This is a genomic window from Streptomyces sp. NBC_00986, from assembly GCF_045162565.1.
GTDB lineage: Bacteria > Actinomycetota > Actinomycetes > Streptomycetales > Streptomycetaceae > Streptomyces.
The window spans coordinates 3,643,822-3,663,497 of record NZ_CP108733.1 but is presented as its reverse complement, the minus strand read 5'-3'; the positions used below and the strand labels follow the sequence as shown (position 1 = coordinate 3,663,497).

The 19,676-nt window shown below is 70.0% G+C and carries 16 protein-coding genes and 1 pseudogene; 11 read left to right on the top strand and 6 right to left on the bottom strand.

The window, feature by feature from the left end; all coding sequences use genetic code 11:
* Positions 1 to 48: 48 nt before the first annotated feature.
* Together OG504_RS15680 and OG504_RS15675 are read right to left on the bottom strand one after the other, a co-directional pair.
* Positions 49 to 888 carry a glutamate ABC transporter substrate-binding protein gene (locus OG504_RS15680; protein ID WP_405990397.1) on the bottom strand — a complete coding sequence of 280 codons (840 nt, stop codon included), beginning with the start codon at positions 886 to 888 and terminating at the stop codon, positions 49 to 51.
* 193 nt (positions 889 to 1,081) lie between these two features.
* Positions 1,082 to 1,858 carry an amino acid ABC transporter ATP-binding protein gene (locus OG504_RS15675; protein ID WP_405990396.1) on the bottom strand — a complete coding sequence of 259 codons (777 nt, stop codon included), beginning with the start codon at positions 1,856 to 1,858 and terminating at the stop codon, positions 1,082 to 1,084.
* Positions 1,859 to 2,149: 291 nt separating this feature from the next.
* On the opposite strand from OG504_RS15675, the gene OG504_RS15670 reads away from it, so the two are divergent.
* Together OG504_RS15670 and OG504_RS15665 are read left to right on the top strand one after the other, a co-directional pair.
* Positions 2,150 to 2,836 (top strand): response regulator transcription factor, encoded by a 687-nt coding sequence (locus OG504_RS15670; protein WP_328678120.1) that lies wholly within the window; start codon positions 2,150 to 2,152, stop codon positions 2,834 to 2,836.
* Between the two features lie 9 nt (positions 2,837 to 2,845).
* Positions 2,846 to 4,258: an ATP-binding protein gene (locus OG504_RS15665; RefSeq protein ID WP_405990395.1), complete on the top strand. Its 1,413-nt coding sequence runs from the start codon at positions 2,846 to 2,848 to the stop codon at positions 4,256 to 4,258.
* A gap of 78 nt (positions 4,259 to 4,336) precedes the next feature.
* Here the strand turns inward: OG504_RS15665 and OG504_RS15660 are convergent, their stop codons facing one another.
* A complete protein-coding gene (locus OG504_RS15660) occupies positions 4,337 to 5,335 on the bottom strand; it encodes a TAXI family TRAP transporter solute-binding subunit (protein WP_405990394.1) in 999 nt (332 codons plus the stop codon).
* Positions 5,336 to 5,469: 134 nt separating this feature from the next.
* Between OG504_RS15660 and OG504_RS15655 the strand changes: the two genes are divergently transcribed.
* The 3 genes from OG504_RS15655 to OG504_RS15645 all read left to right on the top strand — a co-directional run bounded on the left by OG504_RS15655 (position 5,470) and on the right by OG504_RS15645 (position 8,300).
* Positions 5,470 to 5,874, top strand: a complete 405-nt coding sequence (locus tag OG504_RS15655) for a MazG nucleotide pyrophosphohydrolase domain-containing protein (RefSeq protein ID WP_405990393.1) — start codon at positions 5,470 to 5,472, stop codon at positions 5,872 to 5,874.
* A gap of 63 nt (positions 5,875 to 5,937) precedes the next feature.
* Positions 5,938 to 7,455 (top strand): tRNA (N6-isopentenyl adenosine(37)-C2)-methylthiotransferase MiaB, encoded by a 1,518-nt coding sequence (gene miaB / locus OG504_RS15650; protein ID WP_405990392.1) that lies wholly within the window; start codon positions 5,938 to 5,940, stop codon positions 7,453 to 7,455.
* A gap of 107 nt (positions 7,456 to 7,562) precedes the next feature.
* The gene (locus OG504_RS15645) at positions 7,563 to 8,300 is read left to right on the top strand and encodes a class III extradiol dioxygenase subunit B-like domain-containing protein (RefSeq protein ID WP_405990391.1); all 738 of its coding nucleotides are present in this window, start codon (positions 7,563 to 7,565) and stop codon (positions 8,298 to 8,300) included.
* Between the two features lie 379 nt (positions 8,301 to 8,679).
* Here OG504_RS15645 and OG504_RS15640 read toward each other — a convergent pair whose 3' ends face one another.
* Positions 8,680 to 8,970, bottom strand: a complete 291-nt coding sequence (locus OG504_RS15640; protein WP_405990390.1) for an antitoxin — start codon at positions 8,968 to 8,970, stop codon at positions 8,680 to 8,682.
* Between the two features lie 24 nt (positions 8,971 to 8,994).
* A complete protein-coding gene (locus tag OG504_RS15635; RefSeq protein WP_405990389.1) occupies positions 8,995 to 9,216 on the bottom strand; it encodes a hypothetical protein in 222 nt (73 codons plus the stop codon).
* Positions 9,217 to 9,465: 249 nt separating this feature from the next.
* On the opposite strand from OG504_RS15635, the gene miaA reads away from it, so the two are divergent.
* From miaA to hflX, 6 genes are all read left to right on the top strand, one after another.
* Positions 9,466 to 10,404 carry a tRNA (adenosine(37)-N6)-dimethylallyltransferase MiaA gene (gene miaA, locus OG504_RS15630; protein ID WP_405990388.1) on the top strand — a complete coding sequence of 313 codons (939 nt, stop codon included), beginning with the start codon at positions 9,466 to 9,468 and terminating at the stop codon, positions 10,402 to 10,404.
* Positions 10,405 to 10,512: 108 nt separating this feature from the next.
* A complete protein-coding gene (locus tag OG504_RS15625) occupies positions 10,513 to 11,013 on the top strand; it encodes a hypothetical protein (RefSeq protein ID WP_405996342.1) in 501 nt (166 codons plus the stop codon).
* A 72-nt stretch (positions 11,014 to 11,085) separates the two neighbouring features.
* Positions 11,086 to 11,955: a diaminopimelate epimerase gene (gene dapF, locus OG504_RS15620; RefSeq protein WP_405990387.1), complete on the top strand. Its 870-nt coding sequence runs from the start codon at positions 11,086 to 11,088 to the stop codon at positions 11,953 to 11,955.
* A gap of 285 nt (positions 11,956 to 12,240) precedes the next feature.
* Positions 12,241 to 14,394: a RelA/SpoT family protein gene (locus OG504_RS15615; RefSeq protein ID WP_405990386.1), complete on the top strand. Its 2,154-nt coding sequence runs from the start codon at positions 12,241 to 12,243 to the stop codon at positions 14,392 to 14,394.
* 663 nt (positions 14,395 to 15,057) lie between these two features.
* A complete protein-coding gene (locus OG504_RS15610) occupies positions 15,058 to 16,605 on the top strand; it encodes a M1 family metallopeptidase (RefSeq protein WP_405990385.1) in 1,548 nt (515 codons plus the stop codon).
* Positions 16,606 to 16,754: 149 nt separating this feature from the next.
* A complete protein-coding gene (gene hflX / locus OG504_RS15605) occupies positions 16,755 to 18,248 on the top strand; it encodes a GTPase HflX (protein ID WP_405990384.1) in 1,494 nt (497 codons plus the stop codon).
* Positions 18,249 to 18,330: 82 nt separating this feature from the next.
* Here the strand turns inward: hflX and OG504_RS15600 are convergent.
* Positions 18,331 to 19,525, bottom strand: a pseudogene (locus tag OG504_RS15600) (trypsin-like serine peptidase).
* Positions 19,526 to 19,676 lie beyond the last annotated feature (151 nt).

Here is a 19,676-nt window from a genome sequence, read left to right as displayed (position 1 = left end):
CTCCCGCGCTTCCGGGTATGGGGCCTGCCTTACCGGGGTTTTCTCGGGCTACTTGACGATGTTGCCGATCTTCGGGGCGGGCTCGTTCTTGTAGTCGGCCGGGCCGAAGTTCTTGGTGACCGCGGTCTCCCAGGCGCCGCTGCTGACCATCTTCTCCAGCGCGGTGTTGATCTTGGTGACGGTCGCGGAGTCGCCCTTCTTGACGCCGATGCCGTAGTTCTCGTTGCTGAGCTTCAGGCCGGCGAGCTTGAACTGGCCCTTGAACTTGTCCTGCGCGGCGAAGCCCGCGAGGATCGAGTCGTCGGTGGTCACCGCGTCGACGGCACCGCTCTGGAGGGCCGCGATGCACTCCGAATAGCCCGCGTTCTCACGGAGGTTGGCCTTCGGGGCGATCGTGTCGTGGATGTTCTGCGCCGAGGTCGAGCCGGTCACGGAACACAGGTTCTTGCCGTTGAGGTCCGTGGCCTTCGCGATCGTCGAGTCCTTCTTGACGAGCAAGTCCTGGTGCGCCAGCAGGTAGGGGCCGGCGAAGTCGACCTTCTTCTTGCGCTCGTCGTTGATCGAGTACGTGGCCGCGATGAACTTGACGTCGCCACGCGCCAGCGCGTTCTCACGGTCGGCGCTCTTGGTCTCGACCCACTCGATCTGGGCGGGCTTGTAGCCGAGCTGCCCGGCCACATAGGTCGCCACGTCCACGTCGAAGCCGGCGTAGGTCCCGTCCGGCTGCTTCAGGCCGAGGCCGGGCTGGTCGAATTTGATGCCGATCTTGATCTTGCTGCCGCCGGAGCCCGAACCGGAGTCGTCCTTGTCGCTGCTCCCGCACGCCGTCGCGGCGAGCGAGAGGACGAGAGCGGTGGTCGCGAACACGGTGACCTTGCGGAGCTTCATGGTGAACATCCTTCGGCTGGTGAGGAGATGAGGGACCGTCAGGGCGCGTGACGGTGGCCCTGAGGGCGTGCGGGACCCTCAGCGGCAGTCGGCGGCCGCCCGTCGTCGGCGGGCCGCCAGTGGCTGGCTGTAGCGGTTGGTCAGCGTTCGTGGCTGATCGTCGGTGGGTGTCGGCGCTGATCGCCGGCGGTCGTCAGTGGTGAAGGATCTTCGACAGGAAGTCCTTGGCCCGGTCGCTGCGCGGGTTGCTGAAGAACTGGTCAGGCACGGCCTCTTCGACGATGCGGCCGTCGGCCATGAACACCACGCGGTTGGCGGCCGAGCGGGCGAAGCCCATCTCGTGGGTGACGACGATCATCGTCATCCCGTCCCGGGCGAGCTGCTGCATGACCTCCAGCACCTCGTTGATCATCTCCGGGTCGAGCGCCGAGGTCGGCTCGTCGAAGAGCATCACCTTGGGGTCCATGGCCAGCGCCCGCGCGATGGCGACGCGCTGCTGCTGACCGCCGGACAGCTGAGCCGGGTACTTGTCCGCCTGCGTGGCCACGCCGACCCGGTCGAGCAAAGCCCGGGCCTTCTCCTCGGCCTGCTTGCGGTCGGTCTTGCGGACCTTGATCTGGCCCAGCATCACGTTCTCGAGCACGGTCTTGTGCGCGAAGAGGTTGAAGGACTGGAAGACCATGCCGACGTCCGCACGCAGCCGGGCCAGCTCCCTGCCCTCCTGGGGCAGCGGCTTGCCGTCGATCGTGATCGAACCCGAATCGGTCGTCTCCAGGCGGTTGATGGTGCGGCACAGAGTGGACTTCCCGGACCCGGAGGGCCCGATCACCACGACGACTTCGCCGCGGGCGATCGTCAGATCGATGTCCTGGAGTACGTGCAACGCGCCGAAGTGCTTGTTGACGCTCTTCAGGACGACGAGTTCGCCGGTCGCGGCCACATCTTCCTTGGCCACCGATACTTCGGTCATCGCTTGCTGGCTCCGTCCTCGTCGGTTGCGGAGGACAGTAGTGAGGCCTCACGACCAGCGTCATCACATCTGAGCGAGATCTGAGCATCACGATCGGATAGCAATAGGACACGTGTCGTAGCACTTTGCCGCCGGGATCCGTACCGGCTGGACAACGGAAGGCCGCACGCAACCGGAACCCACTTGACGGCGTCTTCGTCCATCAGCGTGACTGCCTGGAGTGCACGCGCGCGTGAGACGTGCTTTTGTACAGGCCGACACCATACGAACGATGAACCGGAGGGGGCCGGGATGAGACTGCTCCTCGTCGAGGACGACAACCATGTCGCCGCCGCTCTGTCCGCGGTCCTGGCGCGGCACGGATTCGACGTCACGCACGCCCGCAGCGGCGAGGAGGCCCTCCAGGCACTCGTCCCCGAGAGCGACGGCTTCGGTGTCGTCCTCCTCGACCTCGGCCTGCCCGACCAGGACGGCTACGAGGTCTGCGGCAAGATCCGCAAGCGCACCAGCACCCCGGTGATCATGGTCACCGCCCGCTCCGACGTGCGCTCCCGCATCCACGGCCTCAACCTCGGAGCCGACGACTACGTAGTGAAGCCGTACGACACCGGGGAGCTGCTCGCCCGTATCCACGCCGTCAGCCGGCGCAGCGTCCACGAGGACGCCGGCGGGGGCGGCGACACCGCGCTGCGGCTCGGGCCGGTGCGCATCGAACTGCCCACCCGCCAGGTCAGTGTGGACGGTTCGGTCGTCCAGCTGACCCGCAAGGAGTTCGATCTGCTGGCGCTGCTCGCACAGCGCCCGGGGGTCGTGTTCCGGCGGGAGCAGATCATCAGCGAGGTGTGGCGCACCAGTTGGGAGGGCACGGGACGCACCCTGGAGGTGCATGTCGCGTCCCTGCGCGCCAAACTGCGGATGCCCGCGTTGATCGAGACCGTACGAGGCGTCGGCTACCGGCTCGTCGCCCCGGCCGCGTAGCGGGCCCGGGTGCGCACACGTCTTCTCCCGCTGCTCATCGTCCTGATGGCGGCCGTGCTGCTGGCGCTCGGCGTCCCGCTCGCCATCAGCGTCGCCAAGGCGCAGCAGCAGAAGGTGATCGTCGACCGTATCGACGACACCGCGCGGTTTGCGGCCCTCGCCCAGTTCGTCACCGACGCACCCACGGGATCACGCCCCGCCAACACGGTCCCGGACGAGCGCCAGGAGACCCTGGACCGCGAACTGGCCAGCTACTACGAGGTCTACGGCATCCGCGCGGGCGTCTTCTACCGCACCGACATCTCCATGGCGAACGCGCCGGACGACTTCCTTCTGCCCAAGACGGGCGAGGTGCGCGACGCGTTCGCCGAGGCACTCCTCAGCCGCCGCAGCCACGACCCGGAGCAGGTCTGGCCCTGGCAGCGCAACCGCCTGGTCGTCGCCTCGCCGGTCATCCGGGACGGCGACGTCATCGCGGTCGTGGTCACCGACTCGCCCACCGGACCGATGCGTTCACGGACCCTGCGCGGCTGGCTGACGATCGGCGCCGGCGAGATCGCCGCGATGCTGCTGGCCGTCGGTGCGGCCCTACGGCTGACCGGCTGGGTCCTGCGACCCGTACGGGTCCTCGACGCCACCACCCACGACATCGCCACCGGACGCCTCAAGTCCCGGGTCGCCGCCGCCGGCGGGCCGCCGGAACTCCAGCGCCTGGCCCGTTCGTTCAACGAGATGGCGGACAACGTCGAGGACGTGCTGGAGCAGCAGCGCGCCTTCGTCGCCGACGCCTCGCACCAGCTGCGCAACCCGCTCTCGGCGCTGCTGCTGCGCATCGAACTGCTCGCACTCGAACTGCCGGAGGACAACGACGAGATCGCCTCGGTCCGTACCGAGGGCAAGCGCCTGACCCAGGTCCTGGACGACCTGCTCGATCTGGCCCTGGCCGAGCACGCGGACGCCGACCTCAGGATCACCGACATCGGCGCGCTGACCGCCGAGCGCGTCGCGGCCTGGGCACCGACCGCTGAGGCCAAGGGCGTGTGCCTGGTGGGCAATTGTCCGCCGACCACGGCCTGGGCCGACCCGGTCACGCTGTCCAGCGCCCTGGACGCGGTGATCGACAACGCGGTGAAGTTCACGCCCGAGGACGAGTGCGTCGAGGTGACGGTCGCGTCGAACGGCGAGACCTCGACCGTCGTCGTCACGGACCACGGCCCGGGCCTCACCGAGGACGAACTCGCCCGCGTCGGCGACCGCTTCTGGCGCAGCGGCCGCCACCAGAACATCAAGGGCTCCGGCCTCGGCCTGTCCATCTCCCAGGTCCTGCTGGCCGCGGGCGGCGGCTCCCTCACGTACGACCACCACGACTCGCACGGCCTCAAGGTGACCGTGTCGGTGCCCAGGAGCGGTCCTACGGCCTGAACGGGCGGCTCAGGGGCGGGTGTTGAGGTCCCCGGGGCCCGGGCGGCGATCCGGGCGCTTGTGGCGCGCTCTACGGCTCTACGGCTTGACGGAGCGGTAGTAGCGCCGGGCGCCCTCGTGCAGGGCCAGGGGGTCGGTGTAGATCGCCGTGCGCAGGTCCACCAGCTGAGCGGAGTGGACCTGCTTGCCGATGCCGTCGCGGCTCTTGATCACGGTCTTGGTGATCCACTCGGTGAGCCTGGCGTTCATGTCCTTGCGGGTCATCAGCAGGTTGGACACGGCGATGGTCGGGACGGTGGACCCACGCTGGACGGTCGGGTACGCCGACTCCGGCATGTTGGTGGCGCGGTAGTAGCGGGTGGCGTCGCCCTGCTCGTGCATCTTGGCCACGAGGGTCGCCTCGATCGGCACGAACCGGAACGCGTAGTTCTTGGCGAGGTCCTTCAGGCCGTCCGTCGGCAGCCCGCCCGACCAGAAGAAGGCATCGATCTTGCCCCGCTTGAGCAGGTTCGGTCCGGTGTCGATACCCGCCGCCACCGGCTCGACGCCCTTCTTCGGGTCGATGCCGGCCGCCGTGAGCACCCGGTCGGCGATCAGCCGCACACCCGAGCGGTCCGGCCCTATGGCCACGCGCTTGCCCCGCAGATCGGTGACCGAGTCGATGTCCGAGTCACGCGGCACGATGAGCTGGACGTAGTCGTCGTAGAGCCGCGCGACCCCGCGCAGTCCGGCCGCACCGGGCTTGCCTTCCATCTCGTACGTCCCCACCGCGTCGGCCGCGGCGATGGTGAAGTCGGCGTGGCCGGTCGCCACGCGCGCGACGTTCTCCTGCGACCCGTCGCTGTTCACCAGCTTCACCGTGAGGCCGGGCATGTCCTTGTCCAGCTCGGTGCGCAGGAGCTTGCCGTACTCCTGGTAGACGCCCAGCGGGGTCCCAGTGCTGAAGGTGATCGTCCCGGTCGGCGGCTCGTCGCCCAGGGGCAGCAGCCACCACAGCAACAGCCCGAACGCGACGACGCCGGCGGCCGCACCCTGGAGGGCCCGGCGCCTGCTGATACGGGAGAACACCTTGAGCATGCGCGCGATCCTGCCAGTCCGTGCGCGGTGCTGACCAGGGCAGGGCCGGGCTCGGGGCCGTGCGCCGGATCGGGGCGGAGGGAATCGGCGGAGACTGATCGGAGCCCGTCAGCGGAGGCCATTAGGGTCGTCGCATGAGTTCTTCGCCCGCCGACCTGGTCCGCGAATTCCACCTGGCCTTCGGGCTCGACGCCCGCACCACACCCACCGAGGTCGCCCCCGACCTCGCCGCCCACCGGGGCGAACTGCTCGCAGAGGAGGCCGCGGAGGTCGCCGAGGTCTCGGTCGGCGGCCCCCTCGACAAGCTGGCGCACGAGCTGGCCGACGTCGTCTACGTCGCATACGGCACGGCCCTCGTCCACGGAGTCGACCTCGACGCGGTGATCGCCGAGATCCACCGCGCCAACATGACCAAGATCGGCCCGGACGGCGAGATCGTCCGCAGGGATGACGGCAAGGTGCTCAAGGGGGAGCACTACGAGGCGCCGGATGTCTCCGCGGTGCTGCGCAGGCAGGGGTGGGGCACGAGCGACGAGTGACGTGAGCCGCGGCGGTTCTCGGCCGCCGGAGGAGTCGCTCCCGGCACCGCCTACCCTTGTCACATGAGCAGCGGTGACCGGAGCGGGACAGTGGACGTCAAAACGTACGAAGTGCGCACTTATGGGTGCCAGATGAACGTTCACGATTCCGAGCGGCTCTCCGGTCTCCTGGAGGGTGCCGGTTATGTGCGCGCGCCCGAAGGGTCGGACGGTGACGCGGACGTCGTCGTCTTCAACACCTGCGCCGTGCGCGAGAACGCCGACAACCGGCTCTACGGCAACCTCGGCCGGCTCGCCCCGATGAAGACGAAGCGCCCCGGGATGCAGATCGCCGTCGGCGGCTGCCTCGCCCAGAAGGACCGCGACACCATCGTGAAGAAGGCGCCCTGGGTGGACGTCGTCTTCGGGACGCACAACATCGGCAAGCTGCCGGTCCTCCTGGAACGCGCGCGCGTCCAGGAAGAGGCGCAGGTCGAGATCGCGGAGTCCCTGGAGGCCTTCCCCTCGACGCTGCCGACCCGGCGCGAGAGCGCCTACGCGGCCTGGGTGTCGATCTCCGTCGGCTGCAACAACACGTGCACCTTCTGCATCGTCCCGGCGCTGCGCGGCAAGGAGAAGGACCGCCGCACGGGCGACATCCTCGCCGAGATCGAGGCCCTGGTCGGCGAGGGCGTCTCCGAGATCACGCTGCTCGGCCAGAACGTCAACGCGTACGGCTCCGACATCGGCGACCGCGAGGCCTTCAGCAAGCTGCTCCGCGCGTGCGGCGCGATCGAGGGCCTGGAGCGTGTCCGGTTCACCTCGCCGCACCCGCGCGACTTCACCGACGACGTCATCGCCGCGATGGCCGAGACACCGAACGTGATGCCGCAGCTGCACATGCCCATGCAGTCCGGCTCCGACCCGATTCTCAAGGCCATGCGCCGGTCCTACCGCCAGGAGCGCTACCTGGGGATCATCGAGAAGGTCCGCGCGTCCATCCCGCACGCCGCGATCACCACCGACATCATCGTGGGCTTCCCCGGGGAGACCGAGGAGGACTTCGAGCAGACGATGCACGCGGTCCGCGAGGCGCGCTTCGCGCAAGCGTTCACGTTCCAGTACTCCAAGCGGCCCGGCACCCCGGCCGCGACCATGGAGAACCAGATCCCCAAGGAGGTCGTCCAGGAGCGCTACATGCGTCTCGTCGCCCTCCAGGAGGAGATCTCCTGGGACGAGAACAAGAAGCAGGTCGGCCGCACCCTGGAACTGATGGTCGCCGAGGGCGAGGGCCGCAAGGACGGCGCCACCCACCGACTCTCCGGGCGTGCCCCCGACAACCGCCTCGTCCACTTCACCAAGCCGGACCAGGACGTCCGCCCCGGTGACGTGGTGACGGTCGAGATCACGTATGCCGCCCCGCACCACCTCCTCGCCGAGGGCCCCACCCTGAGCGTGCGCCGCACGCGCGCGGGCGACGCCTGGCAGAAGCGCAACGCGGCCGAGGCTGCGAAGCCCGCCGGCGTGATGCTGGGCCTGCCGAAGATCGGCGCACCCGCGCCGCTGCCGGTCGCCACGGCGAGTGGTTGCGGCTGCGACTGACGTCGTCGCGCCCCGTTGGGCGTGACGCCGGGCCGCTGCCGTATCGACGGCGTGGCCATGTGGACTGTCCGCGTGATGTGACGGGGCGCCTTGTTAGGGTTCCGGCCATGCTCGTAGCTGCTGCCGTCTGCCCCTGCCCGCCGCTCCTGGTTCCCGATGTCGCCGCAGGCGCCGCGCCCGAACTGGCCGCCGCGCGGGCGGCGTGCACCGACGCGCTGGGCGTGCTCGCCGCCGCGCGACCCGACCGCCTGGTGGTCGTCGGGCCCGCCGAGCAGAACGGGCGCGGGCCGCACCCTGAGGGCACGCGCGGTTCGTTCCGCGGCTTCGGCGTGGATCTCGACGTACGGCTGGGCGGGAACGGCAACAGGGATGGGCGCGGGGACGCTGGCGCGGCGACGGAGCGTGAGCTTCCGCCCTCTCTCGCCGTCGCCGCGTGGCTGCTGGAGCGGACCGGGTGGTCCGACGCCCCGATCGAGGGACTCGGCGTGGGGGAACCTCTCAAGGCCGAGCGGTGTATCCAAACGGGGAGGGACATCGTCGCGCGGGCCGACCGGGTCGCGCTGCTGGTGATGGGCGACGCCAGCGCGTGCCGGACGCTGAAGGCACCGGGCTATCTCGACGAACGGGCGGCACCCTTCGACGCGGAGGTCGCGCGTGCGCTGGGGGCGGCGGACGTGGCGGCCGTCAAGGCGCTGGATGCCGAGCTGGCGTACGAGCTGAAGGCGTCGGGCCGAGCGCCGTGGCAGGTGCTCGCGGGCGCGGCGGAGGGGGCGGACCTCGGCGGGGCGTTGTTGTACGAGGACGCGCCGTACGGGGTCGGGTACGTGGTCGCTACCTGGTCGTAGGTGCGGGTGGGGAGCGAGGGTGACTCGCCCTGGGTGGCGTTGCCCGAAGGCGGTCTCAGCGTCGCCGGTGGGGCCGCAGGGTGGGGAGAAGTGCCCCGTGGCCGGCGGGCGGGACACGCGTCTGCACGCGGCGCCCGTGACACCTAACCTCGTACGCCGTCGTCTCCCCGTACGCCGTCGTCGTTGCGTAGGCCGCAGGTGCACACGCGTGCAGGCGTGGCCGTCGTAGCGCCCCCGAACCGCGTCCACTCGCCCCGCCCGGAATTGAACGCATCCACCGGCGTCCGAACCGCCCCCCCCGTACGCAGAACGCAGAACGGCGGACGGCCGAGGAGCCATGAGCCCCGCGGCCGTCCGCCGATCGATGTGCAGGCGCCGTTCAGGGAGCCGGCGGGGTCGAATCCGGCGGCGTGGTCGTGCCGCCGCCCTCCGCCCCGGTGCTGCCGGCGCTTCCCGCGTCGCCCTGGTGCGCGAGTCGGTCCATGGCGTCCTTGGCCTTGCCCGTGCCTGTCTGGATCTTGTCGCTGTACTTGCCCTTGGTCTTCTCGTCGACCATTTTCGCGGCCTTGTCCAGGCCGTTCTCGATCTTGCCTCCGTGCTGCTGCGCGAGGCCCGAGACCTTGTCCTTCGCCGGGGCGAGTTTGGCCTTCCAACTGTCCATCAGACCCATGGTTCACCTTCCCACGCGGGGCAGTTACGTTCGGGCGCCTTCACCGGCCTCGTTGTCGGCGGCGGCTTGGGCGGACTGCTGCTTCGGAATCTCGACGCTGTCGACAGCGTCGACGGACTCGCCAGTCGCGACGGCCTCCGTCGCCCTCGTCTCCGCCGCTTCCTCGACCCCTGCCCCCGCCTCGGTCTCCGACACCTCGTCCGCCGCTTCCGCCGTCGGCGCCTCGGCCGTCGCCGTGTCGGTCACCGCTTCGGCGGTTGACGCCTCCTCCGTAGCCTTCGACCTCCGAAGAAGCCGGTCAAAAACGCCCATATCAACTCCATACGTTACTCGTGCGGGCGAAATCCCGCGTAGCCCGGTGCGTCCGTTTGCGTCGCCCGGGTCACCGCCTCCAGAAACCGGCGGCGGGATACCTCGCAACGGGCAACGACCCCGCGCGCGTGCTGTCACGTAACTCGTTCGAGGCGAGGGTCCGACGTTTGCGAGACTGGGAACGTGAGCAGCGCACCCCCCGCCCCCCGAGTCATCGCCGTCGTCGGACCGACCGCGGCCGGAAAGTCCGATCTGGGCGTCTTCCTGGCCCAGCGCCTAGGTGGCGAGGTCGTCAACGCCGACTCCATGCAGCTCTACCGAGGGATGGACATCGGCACCGCCAAGCTGACGCCCGAGGAGCGCGACGGCGTCCCGCACCATCTCCTGGACATCTGGGACGTGACGGTCACGGCGTCCGTCGCCGAGTACCAACGGCTCGCCCGGGAGCGCATCGACGCCCTGCTCGCCGAGGGGCGCTGGCCGATCCTGGTCGGCGGCTCCGGGCTGTACGTGCGCGGGGCCGTCGACAACCTGGAGTTCCCCGGCACCGACCCCGAGGTCCGGGCCCGGCTGGAGGAGGAGCTCGCCCTGCGCGGCTCCGGCGCCCTGCACGCCCGCCTGGCCGCCGCCGACCCGGAGGCCGCGCACGCGATCCTGCCCAGCAACGGCCGCCGTATCGTCCGGGCCCTGGAGGTCATCGAGATCACCGGCAAGCCCTTCACCGCCAACCTCCCCGGCCACGACTCGGTCTACGACACCGTCCAGATCGGCGTCGACGTGGCGCGCCCCGAACTCGACGAGCGCATCGCGCGCCGGGTCGACCGGATGTGGGGCGCGGGGCTCGTGGACGAGGTGCGGGAGCTGGAGGCGCGCGGGCTGCGCGAGGGGGTCACGGCATCCCGTGCGCTCGGCTATCAGCAGGTGCTCGCGGCGCTCGCGGGGGAGTGCACGGAACAGGAGGCGCGCACGGAGACCGTGCGTGCCACCAAGCGCTTCGCGCGCCGTCAGGATTCGTGGTTCAGGCGCGATCCCCGGGTGCACTGGTTGAGTGGGGCTGCGGCGGATCTCACAGAACTGCCGCACCTGGCACTGGCGTTGGTCGAACGACCGGTTACAGCCTGATCACGTCATGGCATCGGGACGCTCCGGCCGCCGTTCCGGCCTCCGGGGGCGTGCCATCATCGAGCTTCGATCGACCAAGTGGAGTCCGAGTTGGGAGGGCGCGTGGCGATGGAGGCCGGCCCTCGCGACACCGCAGAAGGCATCGAGCAGGTCACCGCGGACCGTGGTGAACCGGAAGAGGGCGACGACCGGCTGAGCCCGGACGGCCCGGACGAGATCCAGGGCGGCGTGACCGCCGACGGTCCCGGGCCCGACGAGATGTTCGCCGGTCCCGAGGTCGAGGTCGAACTCCGCCCGCAGCGCCGTCTGCGGATCTGGCAGCTCGCCCCCATCGTGGCCCTGGCCGCGGTCGGCTCCCTGATGTTCTCCTTCCCGCTCGCCTTCGATTTCGGCGACAGCGGGGCCGTGGTCGCCATGCTCGGCCTGCTCATCTGCTCCTGCGCGGCCGGCTGGGGCACGACGGCCGCCCGCCGCGTCGGGTACACCTGGCCGGGCTTCCCGCAGCGCGGCTCCGGGCGCCGCCCGGACTGGCGGGTCGTCATCGCGTACGCCCTGGTGGTGGCCGTAGTGGTGGTCCTGGCCGTGTGGCGCGTGGCCAGACTCCGCTAGCCGCCGAGCTCTGTCACTGAGGTTGTTCACCGGGCTCGTCGGGTTGTCATAGCCACCCCGTACGATCGAGGAATGAGCACGCGGATCGCCTTCCTCAAGGGGCACGGCACCGAGAACGACTTCGTGATCGTCCCGGACCCCGAGAACGTCATCGACCTCCCCCCGGCAGCCGTGGCCGCCCTGTGCGACCGCCGCGCGGGCATCGGCGGCGACGGACTGCTGCACGTCGTACGGTCCGCCGCGCACCCCGAGGCGCGGGACATGGCGGCCGAGGCGGAGTGGTTCATGGACTACCGCAACGGCGACGGGTCGATCGCGGAGATGTGCGGAAACGGCACCCGTGTGTTCGCCCGCTATCTCCAGCGAGCCGGATATGTGGCCGAAGGTGACTTCGCGATCGCCACGCGCGCGGGTGTGAAGTCCATGCACATCGCCAAGGACGGCGACGTCACCACCGGCATGGGCAAGGCCCGTCTCCCCGAAGGGGACGTCACGGTGAGCGTCGGCGAGCGCAGCTGGCCCGCGCGGAACGTGAACATGGGCAACCCGCACGCGGTCGCCTTCGTCGACGACCTCGCGCAGGCCGGCGACCTGCTCTCCGCGCCGCTCTTCGGTCCGGCCGCCGCCTACCCGGACGGCGTGAACGTGGAGTTCGTGGTCGACCGAGGCCCCGGGCACGTCGCCATGCGCGTGCACGAGCGCGGCGCGGGCGAGACCCGCTCGTGCGGCACGGGCGCGTGCGCGGTCGCCGTGGCCGCCGCCCGCAGAGACGGCGCCGACCCGGCAGTCACCGGGACGCACGCGACGTACACCGTCGATGTGCCCGGTGGAACGCTGGTGATCACCGAGCGGCCCGACGGCCAGATCGAGATGACCGGTCCCGCGGTGATCGTCGCCGAGGGCGAGATCGATGCCGAGTGGCTGGAAAACGCCATCCGCTGAACGGGTGAATCGCAGTCCTGGCCGCTCCGGACACCCTGATCCGAAGTCTCCGGCGTCCGGTGCGGCTCGAAACCACGGCTGACCTCCTATGGCGTGGCGCAAAACCGTAAACCCGCCGACCTTCGCTCGAATGGGTGATCCGTTTCACGCTCGGCGAGAGGCGGTCAGTCGCACGTGGTGGGCTCGGTAGCATCAAGCACCGGCCCGGACGGGGGATCGTCACCATCCCCTGAGCCGAGTACGCCATGGGGCACCCGTCCGCCGGTCAAGCAGCCGGAGGTGCCCATGAGTGCGGAGGCCACGAACCCTGCGAGCCCAGGCCCTGTGATCAACACAGTGCCCCGCAGGAAGGCCCGCCCCCGGATCGACCTGCGCCGGCTCGGCCGGGCCGCCCTGCTCGGCCCCGCCGCCCGCGACCGGCTGCCCGACGCCATCGGCCATGTCGCCGAGGCGCATCGCGCCCACTATGCGGACGCCGACCTCGAACCGCTGCGCCGCGCCTGGGTCCTGGCCGAGTCCTCGCACCGCGGCCAGATGCGCAAGAGCGGCGAGCCGTACATCACGCACCCGCTCGCCGTGACCCTGATCCTCGCCGAACTCGGCGCGGAGACAACGACGTTGACGGCCTCCCTGCTCCACGACACCGTCGAGGACACGGAGGTGACACTCGATCAGGTCGGCGAGGAGTTCGGCGCCGAGGTGCGCTATCTCGTCGACGGCGTAACGAAGTTGGAGAAGGTCGACTACGGCGCCGCGGCCGAACCGGAGACCTTCCGCAAGATGCTCGTCGCCACCGGCAGCGACGTCCGCGTGATGTCGATCAAACTCGCCGACCGACTGCACAACATGCGCACCCTGGGCGTGATGCGCCCCGAGAAGCAGGCACGTATCGCCAAGGTCACCCGGGACGTCCTCATCCCGCTCGCCGAACGGCTCGGCGTCCAGGCGCTCAAGACCGAACTGGAAGACCTGGTCTTCGCGATTCTCCACCCCGAGGAGTACGACCACACACGCGAGTTGATCGTCGACAACGCGTCCCGCGCGGACGACCCGCTCGCCGAGGTCACCGACGAGGTGCGCGGCGTCCTGCGCGACGCAGGCATCCCGGCCGAAGTCCTCATCAGGCCACGGCACTTCGTCTCCGTGCACCGCGTCGCCCGCAAGCGCGGCAGGCTGCGCGGCGCCGACTTCGGCCGACTCCTGGTGCTCGTGAACGAGGACGCGGACTGTTACGGCGTCCTCGGCGAACTGCACACGTGCCTGAAGCCGGTCGTCTCGGAGTTCAAGGACTTCATCGCCGTCCCCAAGTTCAACCTGTACCAGTCGCTGCACACCGCCGTGGCCCACACGGACGGCCAGGTCGTCGAAGTCCTCATCCGCACCCACCAGATGCACAAGGTCGCCGAGGCCGGCGTCATCGCGCTCGGCAATCCCTACGCTCCTCCTTCGGAGGAGCAACAGGCCGCGAACGACGGCGAGCGCGCCGACCCCACCCGGCCCGGCTGGCTCTCCCGCCTCCTCGACTGGCAGGAGGGCGCGCCCGACCCGGACACCTTCTGGTCGACGCTCCGCGAGGACCTCGCCCAGGATCGCGAGATCACCGTGTACCGACCCGACGGCGGCACGCTGGGCCTGCCCGACGGGGCGACCTGTGTGGACGCCGCGTACGCGCAGTACGGCGAGGACGCCCACGCCTGCATCGGCGCGCGCGTCAACGGCCGTCTGGCGACCCTCAGCACGGCCCTGAAGGACGGCGACACCGTCCAGCTCCTCATGGGCCAGGACCCGGCCTCCGAGCCCTCCAGGGAGTGGCTGGAGCACGCGCACACGCCCGCCGCCCGGATCGCCATCCAGCGGTGGATCGCGGCGCATCCGGCGACCGGTGACGGGCAGGGCGCGGAGGTGAACGAGGGGGCGCAGAGCGTCCGTTCGGCGCCCCCCGCCTCCGAAGACACCCCGGGCACCCCGAACACGGGGGACGCCCCCGCCACCCCGGTCGTCGACCAGCCCGGCGCGACCGTACGGCTCGCAGGCTGCTGCACGCCCGTACCGCCCGACGAGGTCACCGGATTCTCGGTACGCGGCGGTGTCGTGACCGTCCATCGCGTGGAGTGCAGCGCGGTGGCGCACATGAAGAGCGTGGGGCGCGCGGAAGTCGGCGTGCGCTGGGGCGACACCACCGAGTGCCGGGTCACGCTGGTAGCCGAATCGTTCGGCCGCCCGCATCTGCTCGCCGACCTCACCGAAGCGATCGCTCTGGAGGGCGCGGAAATCGTCTCGGCGACTGTCGAACCCCCGACCCAGCAACGCGTCCGCCACACCTACACACTCCAACTCCCGGACGCCGCCCACCTCCTGACTCTCATGCGGGCGATGCGCAACGTACCGGGCGTCTACGACGTGAGCCGCGCGCAGCACCACAACACGACGGCGTTCTGAGGCGGGCGCGGGCTTCGCAACCGGCCTGCTGAGGGACGCGCCCGGGGTGAGCGGTCCTTGGCCTTGCGAGGTGCGCGTTCGGCTTCAGCCGCCCCTGATCCCCTGAGACGTGCGTTTGCCCGGAGTGGCCTCGGGTCTCTTGGGACGTGCATCTGCCCGGAGTCGCCCCTGGTCTCCTGAGAGCCGCGTCCGGCCTGAGCTGCCCCAGCCCGTTGAGGTACGTGCTCCGCTTGAGCCGCCCTGGTCTTCTGAGGCGTTGCGTCTGCCCGGAGTTTCCCCTGGCCTTCCGAGGCCCGCGTCCCCCTTGAGCCGACCCGACCCGTTGACGTACGCGTCCACCATGAGTCCTCCCGGGGGAGAGCTTTTGCGACGCGCGTCCGCTGTGAGCCCCCCCCGGAGTCCCGCGGTACAAGCCGATGTTGAGCGACCCGGTCCTCCGATCCACGCGCCAACCTGAAGCGGCCCGGCTCGCTGAGGCGTGAGGCGCGCTTGACTTGAGTGCCCCTGGCGTCCTGAAAGCCAGCGCCGTGAAAGCCCGCGCGGCACCCTGAAAGCCCGCGCAACCCGGTGCACCGAGCCCCGTAGCCCCCCGAATGACCCCGTTCGAGTGGGCCGGGCGCGAGTCGTCGCCGTAGGGCACGCGCGCGCTGGTAGCGGTGGTGCATGCTGCTCACCCCTCGCACCGGCACGACCGGCAACGGCATCCCCCGCACCGGCTCCGGTGATTCGGCTCCCCGGCCGCGCACCAGGAACTCCCGACGGCTGAAGGCGGCGCTGCTCGCCTCCGCCGTGTCCGTCTGCCTAGTCGCCGCGAGCGCCCCGCCCACGCCCCTCGGCGTCGGTGACCGGCTCTTCCCGACGCTGGGCAACCCGGGCTACGACGTGGCGTCGTACGACCTCTCGTTCACGTATCCCGGCAGCAACAGCAAGCCGCTGCAGGCCGTCACCACGATCGACGCGTGGACGACCGAGAGGCTGGACCGGATCAACCTGGACTTCGCGCACGGGACGGTCGACTCGGTCGAGGTCGACGGTCGGCCCGCCACCTTCGCCGGTGCCGGCGAGGACCTGGTCGTGACCCCGGAGAGGCCGATTTCCGAGGGGAGTTGGACGCGGATCACCGTGCGGCACACCAGCGACCCCGTGTCCGCCAAGGGCCAGGACGGCGGCTGGGTGCGCACCAAGGACGGGCTCGCGATGGCCAACCAGGCCGATGCCGCGCACCTGGTGTTCCCGTGCAACGACCATCCCTCCGACAAGGCGATGTTCACGATCCGGGTCACCGCCCCCAATGCCTACACGGCCGTGGCCAACGGGCTGCCGGCCGGCGTCGACAAGGTCGGCAGGAACACCACCTGGACGTACCGCACACAGCACCCCATGGCCACCGAACTCGCCCAGGTGTCCATCGGCCGCTCCGCCGTGCTGCACCGCACAGGACCGCACGACCTGCCGATGCGCGACGTCGTACCCGCCAAGGACGCCAAGCAGCTGGAACCGTGGCTCGAGAAGACCCCCGACCAGATCGCGTGGATGGAGAGCAAGGTCGGCCGGTACCCCTTCGAGACGTACGGGCTGCTCATGGCCGACGCGTCCACCGGCTTCGAACTCGAGACGCAGACGATCTCTCTCTTCGAGAGAGATCTCTTCACCGAGCCCGCCTACCCCAAGTGGTACGTCGAGTCGATCATGGTGCACGAGCTGTCCCACCAGTGGTTCGGCGACAGCGTCAGCCCCCGCGCCTGGTCCGACCTGTGGCTCAACGAGGGACACGCCACCTGGTACGAGGAGCTGTACGCCGAGGAGAAGGCGCACCGGCCCATGGAGACACGCATGAAGGCGGCCTACGCGGCCTCCGACGGCTGGCGCGCCGCAGGCGGACCGCCCGCGCTCCCCAAGGCGCCCGCGCCCGGCCAGAAGATCGGCATCTTCCGCCCCAACGTCTACGACGGCGCCGCCCTGGCCCTCTACGCCCTGCGCCAGGAGATCGGCCGCCCCGCCTTCGAGCGCCTGGAGCGCACCTGGGTGAGCGTCCACCGGGACGGCACGGCCACCACCGCCGACTTCGAGGAACTCGCCTCCGCGATCTCCGGCCGCGACCTGAGCGACTTCTTCAAGGCCTGGCTCTACGGCGAGAAGACCCCGCCGATGCCGGGCCACCCGGACTGGAAGTCGCAGGCACCGGTGAAACGGGGCGGTGACGGGCAGTAAATAAGGCAGTGACGTGGCGATCCGCGCCGTGCGACCATCTTCAGGTCGGCGGCGCGGGTCACCGGGGACACACCCGGCAGCCACCGGGAATCTCCGGAGGCACTCGCACGTTATGACCTTTGCAGGACTCCCATCGACGTAAGGACCCAATGACCTCCTCTTCTTCCCCTTCCCAGGACACTGAGCGCTTCGCGCACGCCTACCCCGAAGGTCTTCGGGCCGATGCCCTGATGGAAGAGGACGTCGCCTGGAGCCACGAGATCGACGGAGAGCGGGACGGCGACCAGCTCGACCGCTCCGAGCGCGCGGCCCTGCGCCGCGTCGCCGGCCTCTCCACCGAGCTCGAGGACGTCACCGAGGTCGAGTACCGACAGCTCCGCCTGGAGCGCGTCGTACTCGTCGGCGTCTGGACCACGGGCACGGTGCAGGACGCGGACAACTCGCTCGCCGAGCTGGCCGCCCTCGCGGAGACCGCGGGCGCGCTCGTGCTCGACGGTGTCGTCCAGCGCCGCGACAAGCCGGACGCGGCCACCTACATCGGTTCGGGCAAGGCCAACGAACTGCGGGACATCGTCCTGGAGACCGGCGCCGACACCGTCATCTGTGACGGTGAGCTCAGCCCGGGCCAGCTGATCCACCTCGAAGACGTCGTCAAGGTCAAGGTCATCGACCGTACGGCCCTGATCCTCGACATCTTCGCCCAGCACGCCAAGTCCCGGGAGGGCAAGGCGCAGGTCGCGCTCGCGCAGATGCAGTACATGCTGCCGAGGCTCCGCGGCTGGGGTCAGTCGCTGTCCCGTCAGATGGGCGGCGGCTCGGGCGGCGGCCTCGCCACCCGTGGTCCTGGTGAGACCAAGATCGAGACGGACCGGCGTCGTATCCGCGAGAAGATGGCGAAGATGCGCCGGGAGATCGCGGACATGAAGACGGGCCGCGACATCAAGCGCCAGGAGCGCCGACGCCACAAGGTGCCCTCGGTCGCGATCGCCGGTTACACCAACGCCGGAAAGTCGTCCCTGCTCAACCGCCTTACGGGCGCGGGCGTGCTGGTCGAGAACGCGCTGTTCGCGACCCTCGACCCGACCGTGCGCCGGGCCGAGACCCCGGGCGGACGGCTGTACACGCTGGTCGACACCGTCGGGTTCGTCCGGCACCTGCCGCACCACCTGGTCGAGGCCTTCCGCTCCACGATGGAGGAGGTCGGCGACGCCGACCTGATCCTGCACGTGGTGGACGGTTCGCACCCGGTCCCGGAGGAGCAGCTGGCCGCCGTACGCGAGGTGATCCGGGATGTCGGCGCCACCAAGGTGCCCGAGATCGTCATCATCAACAAGGCGGACGCGGCCGACCCGCTGACGCTCCAGCGGCTGATGAGGAACGAGAAGCGCTCCATCGCGGTCTCGGCCCGCACCGGCCAGGGCATCGACGAGCTGCTCGCGCTCATCGACAGCGAACTGCCGCGCCCCTCGGTCGAGATCGAGGCGCTCGTGCCGTACACCCACGGCAAGCTGGTCGCCCGCGCCCACTCCGAGGGCGAGGTGATCTCCGAGGAGCACACCTCGGAGGGCACCCAGCTCAAGGCCCGGGTGCACGAGGAACTGGCGGCGGAACTCGCGCCGTACGTCCCGGCACCGCTGGCCTGACGGTCGTAGCAGGTTAGTCCGAAGGCCCGCCCCCAACGCTCTTCCAGGGGGCGGGCCTTCGGCATGCACGCGTGCGTGCGGGTCACCGACCGCCGTACGTCCTGCTCATGTTCTCGTAGAGCGACTCGGCGGTGGTGCCGAGCTGGGGGCCCGTGAGCCAGGTGTTGTCGGACGGGCCGATCGAGGTGTTGGAGACCAGCTCCTTCTTGCCGTCGATCACGCGGAACCAGCCGCCGCCGGAACCGCCGGTCATCGTGCAGCCGATGCCGTACATCGTGGGCAGGGCCGTGTCGAGCAACAACCGGCCCGGCCGGTCGAGGCACTTGAACATCTTCAGACCGCTGTACGGCGGCGCGGCCGGGTAGCCCCAGGCACCCAGCGAACCGACCTCGGTCGCGGAGGGCGCCGAGAAGTCCACGTCGAGCGCGGCGCCGACCGTCTCCTCAAGGGAATTGGAACCGGACTGCGGCGCCACATGCAGGATCGCGTAGTCGTACGCGGCACCCGCGCCACCCGTCTCCGAGCCGCCCTGGATCCACTGGTTCGAGGTCGAGGCCCAGTCGGCCCACCACTGGCCGTAGGGAGCGATCTCGGACGCCGAGGCGTTGCTCAGCCGGGACGCGGACTCGCCGAGGTCGTTGTACGAGGACACGAACTCGATGTTGCGGTAACAGCCGCCGTCCTTGCCCGCGTGGACGCAATGGCCCGCCGTCCACACGAGGTTGGACTTGCCGGGGTGGTTGACGTCCTTGACGACCGTGCCGGAGCAGACCATCGAGCCCTTGGGGGAGTCGAAGAAGACCTTCCTGACCGGGGCCGCGTTCTTGGTGGTACGGCGTCTTCTCGGCGGCGGCCTCGACGGGCGTCGGCTTCGGGTCACTGACGCCCTGGTCGGCGGCGGCGTCCTTCGTGGAGACCGTCTTGTCGGCCTCCACGCCGGACTTCATCCGCTCGGGCTTCCACAGCTCCTTGATCACCGGATTGACGAAGTCCTTGGCCCCACTGAGCCACTTGTCCTTGTCCCAGTTCTTCCAGCCGCCATCCGCGCACTTGTCGACATCGACGCCGTGCGCCTTGAGTTTGTCGGCGACGGACGACGGAATCCGGATCTTGTCCTGGCCGGAGGCCTGAGTGGCGGTGGCGGCCGGCTTGTCGCTCGCGGAGTCGTCGCCGTTGCACGCGGTCGTGGTGAGCGCCAGGGCCGCGACGAGACCGGCGGCGACCAGGCCGGTGCGCCGCCCGCGCCGAGACGACGCGGGCGTACTTGTGGAACGCATGGTGCGATAACGCCCGTGGAAACTGCTGAACTTCTCCTACTGAATACTGCTGGTCGCGCACAACTGACCGCCCACTGCTGGTCGTTCCGCGACACCTCACTATGCCGGGGGAGTTGGGGATGAACGCCGGTGAGGCGGTGAGGTTCCTGTG